General features: G+C 63.1%; 11 protein-coding genes and 3 riboswitches. Of the genes, 6 read left to right on the plus strand and 5 right to left on the minus strand.

What is annotated here, in order from left to right; translation table 11 throughout:
• Positions 1-45: 45 nt before the first annotated feature.
• Entirely contained in the window at positions 46-2,355 is a 2,310-nt protein-coding gene (metE, locus tag DEM27_RS18345; protein WP_109459788.1) for a 5-methyltetrahydropteroyltriglutamate--homocysteine S-methyltransferase, read from the minus strand.
• A 121-nt stretch (positions 2,356-2,476) separates the two neighbouring features.
• Positions 2,477-2,688, minus strand: a riboswitch (cobalamin riboswitch).
• A 153-nt stretch (positions 2,689-2,841) separates the two neighbouring features.
• The gene (locus DEM27_RS18350) at positions 2,842-4,263 is read right to left on the minus strand and encodes a short-chain fatty acyl-CoA regulator family protein (RefSeq protein ID WP_109459697.1); all 1,422 of its coding nucleotides are present in this window, start codon (positions 4,261-4,263) and stop codon (positions 2,842-2,844) included.
• A gap of 239 nt (positions 4,264-4,502) precedes the next feature.
• Between DEM27_RS18350 and DEM27_RS18355 the strand changes: the two genes are divergently transcribed.
• From DEM27_RS18355 to fdhA, 6 genes are all read left to right on the plus strand, one after another.
• Positions 4,503-6,020 (plus strand): MmgE/PrpD family protein, encoded by a 1,518-nt coding sequence (locus tag DEM27_RS18355; protein WP_109459698.1) that lies wholly within the window; start codon positions 4,503-4,505, stop codon positions 6,018-6,020.
• A 20-nt stretch (positions 6,021-6,040) separates the two neighbouring features.
• On the plus strand, positions 6,041-7,207 hold the full coding sequence (gene prpC, locus DEM27_RS18360) for a bifunctional 2-methylcitrate synthase/citrate synthase (RefSeq protein ID WP_109459699.1): 1,167 nt from the start codon (positions 6,041-6,043) through the stop codon (positions 7,205-7,207).
• A 9-nt stretch (positions 7,208-7,216) separates the two neighbouring features.
• Entirely contained in the window at positions 7,217-8,134 is a 918-nt protein-coding gene (gene prpB, locus DEM27_RS18365; protein ID WP_109459700.1) for a methylisocitrate lyase, read from the plus strand.
• 155 nt (positions 8,135-8,289) lie between these two features.
• Positions 8,290-8,490, plus strand: a riboswitch (cobalamin riboswitch).
• Between the two features lie 112 nt (positions 8,491-8,602).
• Positions 8,603-9,850 carry an aromatic ring-hydroxylating oxygenase subunit alpha gene (locus DEM27_RS18370; protein ID WP_109459701.1) on the plus strand — a complete coding sequence of 416 codons (1,248 nt, stop codon included), beginning with the start codon at positions 8,603-8,605 and terminating at the stop codon, positions 9,848-9,850.
• A 14-nt stretch (positions 9,851-9,864) separates the two neighbouring features.
• On the plus strand, positions 9,865-10,971 hold the full coding sequence (locus DEM27_RS18375; protein WP_109459702.1) for an FAD-binding oxidoreductase: 1,107 nt from the start codon (positions 9,865-9,867) through the stop codon (positions 10,969-10,971).
• Between the two features lie 165 nt (positions 10,972-11,136).
• The gene (gene fdhA, locus DEM27_RS18380; RefSeq protein ID WP_109459703.1) at positions 11,137-12,327 is read left to right on the plus strand and encodes a formaldehyde dehydrogenase, glutathione-independent; all 1,191 of its coding nucleotides are present in this window, start codon (positions 11,137-11,139) and stop codon (positions 12,325-12,327) included.
• A 504-nt stretch (positions 12,328-12,831) separates the two neighbouring features.
• A riboswitch (cobalamin riboswitch) is annotated at positions 12,832-13,031 on the minus strand.
• A gap of 104 nt (positions 13,032-13,135) precedes the next feature.
• Here the strand turns inward: fdhA and DEM27_RS18390 are convergent.
• The 3 genes from DEM27_RS18390 to DEM27_RS18400 are packed head-to-tail and all read right to left on the minus strand — an operon-like array spanning position 13,136 to position 16,675.
• Positions 13,136-13,975 carry an alpha/beta hydrolase gene (locus tag DEM27_RS18390; protein WP_109459705.1) on the minus strand — a complete coding sequence of 280 codons (840 nt, stop codon included), beginning with the start codon at positions 13,973-13,975 and terminating at the stop codon, positions 13,136-13,138.
• 18 nt (positions 13,976-13,993) lie between these two features.
• Positions 13,994-15,457, minus strand: coding sequence for an NAD-dependent succinate-semialdehyde dehydrogenase (locus DEM27_RS18395; protein ID WP_109459706.1), 1,464 nt, complete (start codon positions 15,455-15,457; stop codon positions 13,994-13,996).
• Between the two features lie 18 nt (positions 15,458-15,475).
• Complete coding sequence (locus DEM27_RS18400; protein WP_109459707.1) at positions 15,476-16,675, minus strand: iron-containing alcohol dehydrogenase; 1,200 nt, start codon at positions 16,673-16,675, stop codon at positions 15,476-15,478.
• Positions 16,676-16,682: the final 7 nt, after the last annotated feature.

Raw genomic sequence — 16,682 nt, forward strand, 5'->3', positions numbered from 1 at the left:
AAAGAGGTTATGGAGCCGCGATGGTTTCGCGGCTCCTTTCTCGTATCAGCCCGCGGCTGCCCGCAGCTCCTTCGCCGCGGAGACCATGTTCACGAGCGCCGGCCGCACCTCTTCCCATTTGCGGGTCTTCAGGCCGCAATCGGGATTGACCCACAGCTGCCTGTCGCTGAGGCGCTTGCGGGCGAGTGTCAGCAACTCGGTCATTTCGCCGATCTCGGGCACGCGCGGCGAATGAATGTCGTAGACGCCCGGGCCGATCTCGTTGGGGTATTTGTAGGTCTTGAAGGCATCGAGAAGTTCCATCTTGGAACGCGAGGTCTCGATCGAGATCACATCCGCGTCCATGGCGGCGATGGCGTCGATGATGTCGTTGAACTCGGAATAGCACATATGGGTGTGGATCTGCGTTGCGTCGGCAACGCCGGTCGAGCACAGCCGGAAGCTTTCGACGGCCCAGTCGAGATAGGTCTTCCAGTCGGCCTTGCGCAGCGGCAGGCCTTCGCGCAGCGCCGCTTCGTCGATCTGGATCATCGCCGCGCCGGCACTCTCCAGGTCGGCCACCTCGTCGCGAATGGCGAGCGCGATCTGCCTGCATGTCGCCGCACGCGGAATATCGTCACGGACGAACGACCAGTTGAGGATGGTCACCGGTCCGGTCAGCATGCCCTTCACGGGCCTGCCCGTCAGCGACTGGGCGTATCGCCACCAGGCGACCGTCATCGGCCGGGGTCGCGACACGTCGCCGAAGATGATCGGCGGGCGAACGTAACGCGAGCCGTAGCTCTGCACCCAGGCATGCTGCGTGAAGGCGAAGCCGGAGAGCTGCTCGCCGAAATACTGCACCATGTCGTTGCGTTCGAACTCGCCATGGACCAGCACGTCGAGGCCGATCTCTTCTTGCCAGCGGATTGCCGCTTCGGTTTCCTTCTTGAGGAAACCTTCGTAGTCGATGTAGCTGAGCTCGCCTTTCGCATGCGACGAGCGGGCCTTGCGCACGTCCGGTGTCTGCGGGAAGGAGCCGATGGTCGTGGTCGGGAATGCCGGCAGGGCGAGCTTGGCAGCCTGAAGCCTGCTGCGGCTACCGAAATCGGACGTCCGTTTCTTCATGGCCTCGCCGATACCGGCGATCCGCCCTTCCACCAGGGGATCATGAACCTTTAACGAGGCGCGGCGGGCGGCGATCGCATCGCTTGCCGCCCTCAGCTCGGCGACGACGGTGCTCTTGCCTTCGGACAAGGCTTTGCCGAGGACCGCCAGTTCCCCCATTTTCTGGGTGGCAAAGGCAAGCCACGTCCTGAGGTCGCCATCGAGCGCCACCTCAAGCTCGAGATCGATCGGCACGTGCAGCAGCGAGCATGAGGGCGCGATCTCGATCAGGCCAGCACCGCGTCGTTCGACGAAGGGAGCGATACGATCGACGATGGCGGGCAGATCGGCACGCCAGATGTTGCGGCCGTCGATGATGCCGAGCGACAGGAACAGGTCGTTCCGCGCTTGGTCGACAACGGCGGCCAGTTGCTCCGGCGCACGGACGAGGTCCAGATGCAGGCCGGCGACCGGCAAGGACAGAGCCACGCCGAGATTGTCGCCGAGAGCACCGAAGTAGGTTGCCAGCAACAGCCGGGGTCCGGCCGCGGCAAGGCGCTCGTAAGCGAGCTTGAACGCATCGCGCTGGCTGGCCGTCAGGTCGAGGACGAGCGCCGGCTCGTCGATCTGGACCCAGTCGGCACCGGCGGCGGCGAGCTTCTGCAGCAGTTCCTCGTACACGGGCAGCAGCCGGGGCAGCAATGCGACCGGATCGAAGCCATCCGTGTGCGACTTGGCAAGCTTGAGGAAGGTGACAGGACCGAGAATTACGGGGCGGGTGTGGATGCCGAGCGCCCTGGCTTCGAGGAAATGGTCGATCGGCTTGGTGGAGGACAGTGCGAATGCCTGGTCGGCGGCAAGTTCCGGCACCATGTAGTGATAGTTGGTATCGAACCACTTGGTCATTTCAAGCGCGGTGACGCCGTGGTGATGGTGGCCGGGATGGCCGCAATCGGATCCGATATCACCCTGGCTGCCGCGTGCCATGGCAAAGTAGGTCTTCAGCGGGACATCGCCGCCGTGCCAGCCGTATCCGGCGGGAATAGCGCCGACCATGACGGCGGTGTCGAGCACATGGTCGTAGAACGAGAAATCATTCGACGGAATTCTGGTGATCCCGCGATCGCGCTGCTCGATCCAGCTGGCGGCGCGCAGTTTCCTTGCGGTATCGATGAGGTCGGCTTCCGACGACGTGCCGGACCAATAGGATTCGAGCGCGAACTTCAGTTCGCGGCGTCGGCCGATGCGTGGCACGCCGAGCGTGGCGATAGAGATTTGAGACATGACTTAACCCCGACATAAGTTGGGGGCATGGGTCAGCGGACGCGTGCAAACACAGTCCGGACAGGCGCCGGACCATCGCTGCGACACACCGGGACACCCCGCCCGTGGACGTTATTTTGTCGTGGCAGGTCTCCTGGCTTGTGGGTCGTCGCGTTTGTCCGTCTTCCCGAGGCTTTCGCCTCAGTGACATCAATGGACATCCGCTCGCCGTTTACAGTTGCGGGGGCAGCTCCGGAATTGCATTTGCGCGCACCGGCTTCCCTCTTAGCTCCGATGCATCTTGAAGACGACCGGAGAACCATGACGCCCGCAATCTCCGGCAAGTTGACGATTCTGTCAAGGACATAAAGAGATGTTTATGTCTTTACATGATTTGCTGCCAACTTATGCGATCCTTCATGACGGGCGCCAGCCAGACGTCCAAGTCCACACCTGCCGGTTTGCGTGGGCGCGGACGGACCCTTCCATGCCTCAAGCCGTTGAGTAAGGCGCAAAAGAACTGCGCTGCTCTTCTATCAGCAGCGTCTTTGCAAGCGGCGGAAACGCCCGTTGCGGGCAGCCGGACCGTTCGCAAACCTTGCAGCCTGCCCCGATCAGCGTTCGTGTAGCGGCTTCGTTCCGGGCGATGCCATCGGAGTAGACAAGCCGGTCTGCATACCGCAAGTCGCAGCCAAGAGCGATGGCGAATTTTTTGGTGGGCGCGCCAAAACCGCCGCGTGCGTTTTCAACCATGCTGGCGATCCAGAGATAGGCCCGGCCATCCGGCATCTCTGCAACCTGCCTGAGAACCCGGCCGGGATTTGAAAAGGCGTCGTAGACGTTCCAGAGCGGACAGGTGCCGCCGATGCGGGAAAAGTGAAAGTCCGTTGCCGATTGACGCTTTGAGATGTTTCCCGCCCGGTCGACGCGGATGAAGAAGAACGGCACGCCGCGCGCCTGCGGACGCTGCAACGTGCTCAAGCGATGGCAGATGGTTTCGAATCCAACGCCGAAATCGCGGCCAAGCAGGTCGATATCGTAGCGAAGCCGTTCGGAGACATCCAGGAAGGATCTGTAGGGCAATATCAGCGCGCCTGCAAAATAATTCGCCAGGCCGATCCGCGCCAGCGACCGAGCCTCGTCGTTCGACAGCGGCGCGTTTTTTACAAGTGCATCCATCAAGGGCCAGAATTCGAGGAATGCCAGTTGCGTCGCCATCTGGAACGCCTGCTGGCCGGGTCGCAGCCTGCGCGACAACCACAGTACCCGAGCCGCGGCATCGAACCGGCGGTGTATGCCGGAACCTTCCTCGTCACGAAGGTCAGCCAGCCGCAGACCGTGCTTCGTTTCAAGCCGCGCGGCGAGCGGCGGTCCCATCCGGCCGATGGGCATCCCCATTTCCTGGGCGACGGTTTCGGCGGCGCGGTCGAGTTCATCGATGTAATTGTGCCGGGAATAGAAGAAGTCGCGCACCTCCTCGAACGGTGTCGAGGGTAGAGACAGGTGCACGCCCGTCCTGTCATCGCCAAGTCGCGCCGCATAGGCCGATGCCTGCTCGGTCGCCTTTTTCAGCTTCCGGCTCTGGGCGATGAAGGCGCGCGCCAGTGCCGGCATGTTCGTCACCAACTCTCGCAGATCAGCTGTGGCGATCGGCTCGGCAGCAGCCGGATCGAACACAGCTTCGCGCAGTTCGCCGAGCAACCGGGCGTCGTCATCTTCGGAGAAAAGCTGGACATCCATCCCGAAGGCGGCGTTGAGCCGAAGCAGCACGGGCACCGTCAAGGGCCGCTGGTTGTTCTCGATCTGGTTGAGATAGCTCAGCGAAATGCCAATGGCATCGGCAAGCCCCTGCTGGGTGAGGTTTCGCTCTTCCCTCAGCCGCTTCAGGCGCACCCCCATGAAGCTTTTTTTCATAATTCACCCTTCCAGAAACTTCGCAAACTTTGCATTTTTGCAGGTCAATCTTTGCAAAACTCTGCATTTTCAGTCATTTACCGAATTTATTCTATGCGAATAAAGTGAATTTGAAAAGGCAATAACCGGTGAGGCGGCCGGGCAAGATCACCAGGGCGCGAGTTCCTGAACCGGTGCTGCCGGCAAGCCGCCACCGCTGCCTTCACATTCGATCAACCGTCATTCGAGGATGCAGTTTCGTGAAGTCGCATACAGTACGCACCTATAAATCCGCCGAAAATCTCGCCCGCGAGGACCAGCTCGCCTGGAAGATCGCCTCGGTCGCCGCCGATGATGTGCCGCTGGACGGCGAGGTGGTCGAGATGATCGGCAACCGCATAATAGACAACGCCGCCGTCGCCGCAGCCTCCGTTGCCCGCCATCCGGTGGTGAGTGCGCGCACCCAGGCGCTGGCGCATCCGTACCAGCCGGGGGCAACCGTCTTCGGTTGTTCGGCCGACCGCCGCGTATCGCCGGAATGGGCCGCGTGGGCCAATGGCGTCGCCGTCCGCGAACTCGATTTCCACGACACGTTCCTCGCCGCCGACTATTCGCATCCCGGCGACAATATTCCGGCTATCCTGGCTGTCGCCCAGCATTGCGGCCTTTCGGGAGCCGCGCTCGCAAAGGGCATTGCGACCGGCTACGAAATCCAGGTCGACCTCGTCAAGGGAATCTGCCTGCACGAGCACAAGATCGACCACATCGCCCATCTCGGCCCCTCGGCCGCCGCAGGCATCGGCACGGCGCTCGGCCTTCCCGTCGAAACCATCTACCAGGCGGTCCAGCAGGCGTTGCATGTCACGACAACCACCCGGCAATCCCGCAAGGGCGAGATTTCCAGCTGGAAGGCCTACGCACCCGCCTTTGCCGGCAAGATGGCCATCGAGGCGGTCGATCGCGTGTTGCGCGGCGAGGGCGCCCCGTCTCCGGCCTGGGAGGGCGAAGACGGGTTCATCGCCTTCCTGCTGGGCGGTCCGGGCGCGGAGTACCAAGTTCCCTTGCCCGAACGCGGCGAGGCCAAGCGTGCCATCCTCGATACCTACACGAAGGAGCATTCGGCCGAATACCAGAGCCAGGCGCTGATCGATCTGGCGCGACGCATGGGGCCGAAGATCGGCGACCTGACGCGGGTCAAGGACATCGTCATCCATACCAGCCACCACACGCACCACGTCATCGGGACAGGCGCAAACGACCCGCAGAAGATGGACCCGAAGGCGAGCCGGGAAACGCTCGACCACTCGATCATGTATATCTTTGCCGTGGCGCTGGAAGACGGTGGCTGGCATCACGAGCGCTCCTATGCGCCCGACCGCGCCGGCCGGCCTGAAACAGTGGCGTTGTGGCGCAAGATCAGCACGGTCGAGGATGCCGACTGGACACGCCGCTATCACAGCCGCGATCCCGGCGAGAAGGCATTCGGCGGCAAGGTCGTCGTCACCCTCATGGACGGCAGCACCGTGGAGGATGAGCTGGCGATCGCCGATGCGCATCCGCTCGGCGCGCGGCCGTTCACGCGACCGGATTATATCAACAAGTTCCGCAGCCTTGCAGACGGGATCGTTGCCGGAGCCGAGCAGGATCGTTTCATCGCAGCCGTCGAACGCCTCATGGATCTGGCACCGGCAGAACTCGCCGGCCTCACCTTCACCGTCGAGCCGGCAAGGCTCGGACCGGCGTCGCATCGCGGCATCTTCGACTGGAACAGACAATGAGTTCTTCGGGAGAGACAGCAATGAATGTTCCAAAGCCAAAGAAATCCGTCACCCTGTCCGGGGTCGTCGCCGGCAACACGGCGCTGTGCACCGTCGGCCGTACCGGCAACGATTTGCACTATCGCGGCTACGACATCCTCGATATCGCCGAGACCTGCGACTTCGAGGAGATCGCCCACCTCCTGATCCATGGCACGCTTCCGACGCTGACCGAGCTTTCCGCCTACAAGGCCAAGCTGAAAGCGCTGCGCGGCCTGCCGCGGACGGTGAAGCAAACGCTGGAACTGCTGCCGGCGGCAACTCATCCCATGGACGTCCTCCGCTCGGGCGTCTCCGCCCTCGGCTGCGTGCTGCCGGAGGCTGAAAACCACAATCATGCGGGCGCCCGCGATATCGCCGACCGGCTCATTGCGTCGTTGGGATCGATGCTGCTCTACTGGCATCATTTCGCCCATAACGGCCGCCGTATCGAGGTCGAGACGGACGACGACTCCATCGGCGGCCACTTCCTGCACCTGCTGCATGGTACCGCGCCGAAGCCGTCGCACGTCGATGCGATGCACGTCTCGCTCAATCTGTACGCCGAGCATGAATTCAATGCCTCGACGTTTACGGCGCGCTCCATTGCCGGCACCGGCTCGGATGTCTATTCCGCCGTCACCGGCGCGATCGGCGCCCTGCGCGGGCCGAAGCACGGCGGCGCAAACGAGGTCTCCTTCGAGATCCAGAAACGCTACGCCGATCCGGATGAGGCCGAAGCGGATATCCGTCGGCGCGTCGAGGCGAAGGAGGTCGTCATCGGTTTCGGCCATCCCGTCTACACCGTCTCCGACCCGCGCAACGTCGTCATCAAGAAGGTGGCGCGGACGCTTTCGGTCGAAGCCGGTTCGACGCGGATGTACGACATCGCCGAGCGGATCGAGAGCACGATGGCCGACGCCAAGAAGATGTTCCCGAACCTCGATTGGTTCAGCGCCGTCTCCTACCATATGCTGGGCGTTCCGACCGCGATGTTCACGCCCCTGTTCGTGATCTCGCGCATGTCCGGCTGGGCCGCGCATATCGTCGAGCAGCGCCAGGACAACAAGATCATCCGGCCGTCCGCCAACTATGTCGGCCCGGAAAACCTCGAATTCGTGCCGATCGAGCGCCGCGGCGCCGCCGCGGCCGGCCAGAAAGCCGCGTGAGGAAAGACCATGCCCTATCTCGTTTCTTCCGACCTGCCGGCAGAGCCCGCCGGGCTACGCTTCCGGACCCTGCTGCAGCAAGGCGGCATTGTCCAACTCCCCGGCGCGCATAACGGCATGGCGGCGCTGCAGGCAAAGGCGGCCGGTTTCCACGGACTGTATCTGTCGGGCGCCGCGATGACGGCGTCGATGGGCCTGCCGGACCTCGGCATGATCACGGTCGACGACGTGTGTTTTTTCGTCCGCCAGATCGCCCGCGCCAGCGGTCTGCCGCTGTTGGTCGACGGCGACACCGGTTATGGCGAAGCATTGAATGTCATGCACATGGTGCGTTCGTTCGAAGATGCCGGTGCCGGTGCCGTCCATATCGAGGATCAGCTGCTGCCGAAAAAATGCGGCCATCTCAACGACAAGAAACTGGCTGATGCCTATGACATGGCCGCCAAGGTGGCCGCCGCGGCGAAGGCGCGGCGGCACCTCTATATTATCGCCCGCACGGACGCCGCCGCCAGCGAGGGCATCGACGGCGCTGTCGCGCGTGCAAAACTGTATATCGAGGCCGGGGCCGATGCGATCTTTCCCGAAGCGCTGAACACGGCGGAGATGTTTCGCGCCTTCGCCAGCCGCATGCCCGGCGTGCCGCTGCTCGCCAACATGACCGAATTCGGCAGGACGCCGTTCTTCACCGCATCGGAATTCGAGGAGATGGGCTACCGGATGGTCATCTGGCCGGTTTCGTCCCTCCGTGTCGCCAACAAGGCGCAGGAACGACTGTACGCGTTGCTCAAGGGCGACGGATCGACCAGGGCGATGCTCGACCATATGCAGACCCGGGCGGAATTGTACGACACGATCGGGCTGCATGACTACGAGGCCCTCGATGCCTCGATCGTGAAAACGATCGTGCCGCCAGCCCTGACCACATAGGCTCTGACTGCAGCCGCCAAGCCTTGCCACGACATGGGCGAGCCATCGCCTTCGCGGTTTTGCGACATGGCCGGCAAAATCGGCCGCCGGAATCTCATGTTTCATCAACGCCATGTCGATGTCGTAAACGCGATGGTGGCCGACCTCGACCTGTGATGTTATGAAGACACTGAGGTGCCGGCGGTTTTTGGACTGCCGGATAATTGGGAAGCCGGTTGAAACCCGGCGCTGCCCCCGCAACGGTAACAGAATTGACGGCGACGAATGACCACTGGGCGAGATCGGCCCGGGAAGGTGTCGCCAGGTCCGAAAGGACAGTCTGGAGCCCGGAAACCAGCCTCGGAAAACACTCGACTGATCGCGGTGGGCGGTCAAGGAGCGGAAGCCGCGGCTCGGTCCTCTCTCCGGCGCATCGGCTTTCCGTATGCCCGACGTCCACTGGCGCAGTCCTTGCACAATGAGGACGTGATGGACATCCGCACAGACATGCTCAACCGGCTGCGCAACCGCAAACCCGGTTTCAGCCTCGATCAGCCCTTTTACATCGACCCCGATTTCCACCAGCTCGATCTGGAACACATCTGGTACAAGGACTGGCTTTTCATCGGTCATGACTGCGAACTGCCGGAAGCCGGCAACTATCTCACCGTCCAGGTGGGGGCCTATCCGGTGGTGATCGTTCGCGACAACGAAGGAGCGGTCAAGGCCTTCCACAATTCCTGCCGCCATCGCGGCTCACGGGTCTGTCTCGAGCACCGCGGCAAGGCCGCCAAACTCGTGTGTCCCTACCATCAGTGGACCTACGACCTCGACGGATCGCTGCTCTACGCCCGGCAGATGGGTGAAAATTTCGATACTGCGGGCTTCGGCCTGCAGCCGGTGGCTTGCGAAGCCGCCGGGGGCTACATCTTCATCTCGCTGGCCGAAAAACCACTCGACTTCGCGCCCTTCCGCGCCGCGATGGAGCCTTATTTCCTGCCGCATCGGCTGCGCGACGCAAAGATAGCCTACGAAAGCACCATCATCGAGAAGGGCAACTGGAAGCTGGTCTGGGAAAACAATCGCGAGTGCTACCACTGCGCCGCCAATCATCCCGAGCTTTGCAAGACCTATCCGGAAGCGCCAACAGCGACCGGCGTGAACGGCGCGGAAGACGATCCGGAAATCGCCGAGCATTGGGCCAAGTGCGAAGGCATCGGCCTGCCCAGCAAGTTCCTCATGGACCGGCAGGGCCAGTTCCGGACGGCGCGCATGCCGCTCCTGCGCGACGCCATCAGCTACACGATTTCCGGCCGCAAGGCGGTGCAGTTGCGGCTTTCGGACCAGGTCAACACCGACCGCATCGGGACGCTGCTTCTCTTTCACTATCCGACGACCTGGAACCACGTCCTCAGCGACCACGCCATCACGTTCCGCGTCATGCCGCTCAGCGCCACGGAAACCGCGGTCACCACGAAATGGCTCGTTCACAAGGACGCCGTGGAGGGGATCGACTACCGGCTCGACGAACTCATCCATGTCTGGACCGAGACGAACGACCAGGACCGCCAGATCGTCGAGGAAAATGCGCGCGGCATCCACTCGCCGGCCTACCGCCCCGGACCCTATTCGGAAATCCATGAAGGCGGCGTGGCGCAGTTCGTCGAGTGGTATTCCAACTTCATGGAGGAACGACTGACCGGCACGGGCAACCAGCCACTGCGGTCCGTCGCCTGAGCAGGGGACGCGCCATGAACATCGCACTGATCGGCGTCGTACCGCCGGCACTGCCGCTGGACCAGTCCAGGCCGTGGAATTCTGCACGGCAGATGCTGGTCTGCACCAGCGTCACCGACGAGGCACAGGACGTCAAGACATTCACCTTCGCCGTCGAAGGCGGCGGATGGTTCAGCTACCAGCCGGGGCAGTTCATAACGGTGGAGCTTCGCACCGCGGACGGCGACCTCCACCGCACCTATACGGTGTCCTCGACGCCGTCGCGGCCCTATTCGCTTGCCATCACCGTGAAGGCGCAGCCCACCAGCGTCGGCACCAGATGGATGTTCGACAACCTCGTCCCCGGCTCCCGGCTGCGGGCATACGGTCCCAGCGGTCACTTCACGCTGGCGCGCAATCCGGGCAGGAAGTACCTGTTCATATCCGCCGGCTCGGGCATCACGCCGATGATGTCGATGCTTCGCTGGTTATCGGACTGCGCACCGGGATCGGACGTCGTCTTCATCAACTCCGCCCGGCGGCCGGAGGATATCATCTTCCGTGCCGAACTGGAGCTTCTGGCCCAAAGGATGCCCAATCTTTCCCTCGGTTTCCTGCCGGAAGGGCGCTCGAAAGCCTCGCCCTGGGCAGGACTGATGGGACGCATCGACCGGCACAAGCTGGCGATGCTGACGCCGGACTACATGAGCCGCGAGATATTCTGCTGCGGTCCCGAGCCCTTCATGAAGTCCGTCAGCTCCATCGTCCGGGCCGAAGGCTTCGACATGGGGCACTATCATCAGGAAAGTTTCGGCGCGACGTCGATCGCCGAAACCGTCCACCGGCAGGCCGAAGAAAGCGCCGTCGACGGCATTGCCGCCGGATTGAAGGTCAGCTTTCTCGGCGCGAACCAGACGCAAACCTGTCAGCCCGGCCAAACCGTCCTGGAAACGGCAAGAGCCGCCGGCGTGCGAATTCCGGCCGCCTGCGAGTCCGGTATCTGCGGAACCTGCAAGGTGCTGAAACGATCCGGCGACGTGGAGATGCGTCACAACGGCGGCATCAGCACCCAGGAAATCGACGCAGGTTTTGTGCTGGCCTGCTGTTCGCGTCCGATCACCGACGTGGAGATCGAGGCTTAAGGCATGTCGCGCAGAGGTGCGCAGCGGTTTTGCGCGACATGTAGAAACAAGAGCTGAAGCGTGAGCGCAAAGCTGAAAGATCGCGACGCGCTTTAGACGATCGTGGATTGGCGGCCGGACGGGGAGGTCCGGTCATCATGGACTCAAGAGAAGGAGGAGACGTGCATGAGCAAGAACAGAGGCGTGGTCTACATGCGACCGGGCAAGGTCGAGGTGAAGGACATCGACGATCCCCGGCTGGAGGCGCCGGACGGGCGCCGCATCGAGCATGGCGTCATCCTGAAGGTGATATCGACCAATATATGCGGCTCCGACCAGCACATGGTGCGCGGCCGTACCACGGCGATGCCGGGCCTGGTGCTCGGGCACGAGATCACCGGCGAGGTGATCGAGAAAGGCATCGACGTCGAAATGCTCGAGGTCGGTGACATGGTGTCCGTGCCGTTCAACGTCGCATGCGGGCGCTGCCGTTGCTGCAAGTCGCAGGACACCGGCGTTTGCCTGACGGTCAACCCGTCACGCGCAGGCGGCGCCTACGGTTATGTCGACATGGGCGGCTGGATCGGCGGGCAGGCACGATACGTGACCATCCCCTACGCCGACTTCAACCTGCTGAAATTCCCGGATCGCGACAAGGCCATGGCGAAGATCCGCGACTTGACGATGCTGTCCGACATCCTGCCCACCGGCTTCCATGGCGCCGTGCGTGCCGGGGTCGGGGTCGGGTCGACCGTTTATGTCGCAGGTGCCGGGCCGGTGGGACTTGCTGCGGCCGCATCCGCCCGCATCCTCGGCGCCGCCGTCGTCATGATCGGCGATTTCAACAAGGATCGCCTGGCGCATGCCGCAAAGGTCGGGTTCGAACCGATCGACCTGTCGAAGAGCGACAGGCTGGGTGACATGATCGCCCAGGTGGTCGGCGTGCCGGAAGTGGACAGCGCCATCGATGCCGTCGGTTTCGAGGCGCGTGGCCATGCCGGCGGCGAGCAGCCGGCGATCGTGCTGAACCAGATGATGGAAATCACCCGTGCCGCCGGCTCCATCGGCATTCCGGGACTTTATGTGACGGAGGACCCCGGCGCGGTCGACGATGCCGCCAGGCATGGCAGCCTGTCGCTGCGTTTCGGTCTCGGCTGGGCCAAGGCGCAGTCTTTCCATACAGGACAGACACCGGTGCTGAAGTACAATCGTCAGCTCATGCAGGCAATTCTGCATGACCGGCTACCGATCGCCGATATCGTCAACGCCAAGGTGATTTCGCTGGAGGATGCCGCGGAAGGCTACGAAAGCTTCGACCAGGGTGCTGCGACAAAATTTGTCCTCGATCCGCACGGCGACCTGATCAAGGCCGCATGAGCGAAGATTGCGGAGGTGGCGGTTTCCGCTACCTCCGTCCGGCAATTCCATTCAGGCTTGAAGCCTTGTGCGTCTCTTCTCGCCTCTTGCCCTGTTGCGGGGCGCCACCGGGACTGTCGCCTGGCGAAACAATTCGCGCAAGCGGCCCGGTTCCTGACCTGGAGGTGTTGCCGCATCAAGCCGCGCCAGCTCGACACGGGCACGCGCCAGCACATCTGCTCCCTCTGGAAGCGAAACCAGCCAGGCAAAAAATATCGATTCGGCGCGGTCGCCTTGCAAGTCGCCGATAGGGGCTCCTTCCTGCGCATTGTCCGCTGGATTTACCGTTTGACGGGCCGGTACAGACAGGGCGTCGGCCAGGTTCCGGTCGTCGAGATTTTTGCAGGGTAAAGATGTCACGTATCGCCTTTGCCATCATAGGACGGTGAGCGTAAAGGTGACGCACGTGCCGGGATCGCATCTGCAACCAAAGCCCAGCTCTGCACCCCTCGTCGCCCACCGCGATCAGAGTCATAGCTTGTGGCTGGTTTCCGGGCTCAGGAGCCGGTCCTTGCAGACCTGCCCGACCTCCTTCCCAGGCGTTTCGCCCAGTGGCTGCAGTCGGACTTAAGCTCCAATACCGTTGCGGGGGCAGCGCCGGCATTCCACCGGCTTCCCAATTATCCGCCTGATGATCAAGCGGCACCAAAAGCACATATCAATTGAACACACACACAGATGGAAAACAAGTGATCTGAAAGTGTATAGCCTCTCGGGCTGGCCCAGCGGCGCGCTTCAAACCCGGTCTTCCGCCTCCAAAATCGAACCGTCAGCCAGACGAAACCATGTCCGCGACGCAGCTACCCAAAAGGCCGTCGGGGTCTGCGAGATCGAGAACGACGTTCATATGATTGAGGCCCGGTGCAGGTAGCAGCCGCGCCGTCCTGTTCTGGGTGTCGAGCCATGCCTTCAAAGCCGATGCCTGTTCGTGGAAGGGTTTTGTCTCCTCTCCCCCGACAGCGATGATGCGCTCGGCGCATGGCAGCTGTTTCGAGCTGAGCGGCGACCAGGCCTCGGCCTCCGCATGTGTCATCCTCGCCTCGTCACGCAGGAAGCTGTCCGGTATGCCGGAGAGGTCGTAGATGCCGCTGAGAAGCAGAAGTCCCTTCACCGCGGGAAGGTGCGGCGCCTCCGTTTCCATCGGTCCTGTCGCAGCCAGAAACGAGGCAAGATGGGCGCCGGCCGAATGGCCGCTGACCGTGAGCCGTCTCGGATCGGCTCCGAAATCCTGGGCATGCTGCTGGAGCCAGAGCACGGATCGCCGGACCTGGCCGATCAGGACATCGAGCCGTTCGCCGGGCATGAGATCATATTCGACAAGGGCGGCGACGCCGCCGGCGGCAAGAACCGGAGCGGCGACGAAGCGGTAGTTCTCCTTTTCACCGGAGCGCCAGTAGCCGCCATGGACGAAGACATGCAGCGGCGCGCCGGCCCTCGGGCGTTCCGGCAGGATGACATCCAGCACTTCACGCGGCCGGGGTCCGTAGCGCAGATCGGGCAGCGTGGCCGCACGGGCCGAAAGCGCGCGGCTGCGTTCCGCAAATTCCGCGGCAATCCTGTCGAAGTCGGGCACGAAGTCGCGAATTCGGTAAAGGTCCTGAGATGTCATCCCCTTGATTCTCCTGCTTCAGTATTCCACCGCGTAATATTTCGCCTCCATGAATTCCAGTATGCCGGTAACGCCGCCCTCGCGGCCGAGACCGCTCTGCTTGACGCCGCCGAATGGGGCGGCCGGGTCCGACATCAGCCCGCGATTGATGCCGAGCATGCCGATCTCCAGGCGCCTGCCCACCTTGAGCGCCCGTTTCAGGTCGCCGGAATAGATATAGGCGGCCAGACCATACTCCGTATCGTTTGCAAGACGAACCGCGTCGTCGTCAGTTTCGAACCTGTAGACTGGCGCCACCGGCCCAAAGATTTCCTCATGCGCGATCGCTGCATCGACCGGCACGTTTTCGAGCACGGTCGGCGGATAGAAATAGCCGTTTTCCGCCAGCGGCCTGCCGCCTGTCGTGACCCGGGCACCGGCCGCGACCGCATCGGAGACGAGCCGGTCGATCTTGCGCACGGCATTTGTGGTGATCATTGGACCGCATTGGGTGGCGGGATCGTAGCCGGGGCCGACCTTCAATCCCGCCATACGCGCCGTCAGTCCCGCGACGAAGGCGTCGTGAATGCCGGACTGGACATAAAAGCGGTTGGCGGCGGTGCAGGCTTCCCCGGCATTCCGCATCTTGGCGACCATCGCGCCGTCGAGCGCCGACTCGAGATCCGCGTCGTCGAAGACGATGAAGGGCGCATTTCCGCCCAGTTCCATCGAGCAGCTGACGACCGACCTGGCGGCTTCGGCCAGAAGGGTGCGGCCGACGCCGGTGGAGCCCGTGAAGGAGAGCTTGCGCACGCGCGGATCGGCAAGCATGGCATTCGTCACGCCGCTTGGATTGGTCGTCGTCAGAACGTTGACGACGCCGGCCGGAACGCCGGCCTCTTCCCCGAGGCGAGCCATGGCATAGGCGGTAAGCGGCGTCTCGGACGCGGGCTTCAGGATGACCGTGCAGCCGGCGGCGAGCGCCGGGCCGATCTTGCGGGTCGCCATGGCGGCCGGAAAATTCCAGGGCGTGATCAGGACCGCGATGCCGATCGGCTCATGGTCCACGAGAATGGTGTGCGAGCCGGACGGCGTATGGCGGTATTCGCCTGGAATACGCACCGCCTCCTCGGCGTACCACCGGAAGAACTCGGCCGCATAAGCCACCTCACCGCGTGCATCGGGCAATGCCTTGCCGTTTTCGAGCGAGATCAGTGTCGCCAGTTCCTCGGCGTGCTGCGTCATCAGCTGGAACCAGCGGCGCAGGATTTCGGCACGCTGGCGGGCCGGGGTGGCACGCCAACCGGCGGCAGCCGCTTCCGCCGCATCGACGGCGCGGCGGGCGTCGTCGATGGAGGCGTCGGCCACTTCCGCAAGCCGCTGTCCGGTCGACGGATCGAGGACCGCTATGCCACCCCCTTTGTGCCAGGAGCCGCCGATATAGAGGCCATGGGCATGGAGTGCAGGATCGGCATAGCCGGAAATCTTGGCATGAAACGTCACGTCTTTGTCCTTTTTAGATCAGAGCAGGCTGGCGCGATCGCCGCTGTGGGCCGCGGCGACCAGTTGGCGCATCTCCTGCGGGTTCAGCGGTCGGGGATTGTTCTGGATGAGGCGTGCGATGCCGGAGCTCTGCTCGGCCACCCAGTCGATCCGGTCTTCTGCAAGATCGAGATCGCGCAATGTCGCGGGAATGCCGATGCGCGCGAAAAGTGCTGCAAGGGCGGGGATAACGTCTTCCGGGCCGGCCAGCCCTGCAGCGTCGGCGATCTGCGCCAGTTCGTGTCCGATGGCCGGTTTGTTCCAGGTCATCACATAGGGCATGAGGCAGGCGACGCCGAGGCCATGGGCCGTGTGGGTGAGGGCGCCGACGGGATACTGGATAGCGTGGGCGGCGGCCGTGCCGGCCACACCGAAAGCAAGGCCTGCCAGCGTTGCCCCGAGCATGACTTTTTCACGTGCCGCGTGATTTGAGCCATTCGTGCACGCCGCTTCAAGCCCTTGCCAGAGAAGGGCGATGGCGCTGAGCGCAAATTGATCGGACAATGCGTTCTTGCCGACGAAGACGCGCTGCTGCGCAATGCCGGGCGTCGGATCGCGTCGGATCGCGGTAAAGGCTTCTATGGCATGGGTCAGCGCATCCGCGCCGGCGATCGCCGTCAGTCCGGCCGGGCACGATAGGGTGAGTTCGGGATCGCAGATCGACACGGTCGGTATCAGATAGGGGCTCGAAATCCCGACTTTCAGGCTGCGCTCGCTGTCCGAGAGGACGGCGACGGGCGTGACTTCCGAGCCCGTTCCGGCGGTGGTTGGGATGGCGATCAGCGGCAGGACCGGACCCGGCACGGTGTGTTCGCCGTAATAATCTTGCGGTCGTCCGCCATGCGCGAGAAGCAGCGCCACGCATTTCGCCATGTCGAGGCAGGAACCGCCGCCGATGCCGATGACCAGCTCCGGCTTGAATTCACGGGCGTTTTCGGCACTTGAAACAGCGCATTCGACCGGAACGTCCGGCAGCGTCGAACTGTCGAGCAGGACGGCAAGGCCCGCTGCTTCAAGCCGGCCGAGCATCCCCTGGAAATCGGCGTCGGCTGCAAGCCGCGTATCGGTGACGATCAACGCGCGCCGGCCGAGCCCGGCTGCAATGCCGCCAAGCGCATGACGCTGGCCGGCTCCGAAGATCAATTCACGCGGCGCCCTCAATGTGCCGAATAGGTTCATTCCGTGT

The organism is Rhizobium album, from assembly GCF_003122325.1.
In the GTDB taxonomy this organism is placed as follows: domain Bacteria; phylum Pseudomonadota; class Alphaproteobacteria; order Rhizobiales; family Rhizobiaceae; genus Metarhizobium; species Metarhizobium album.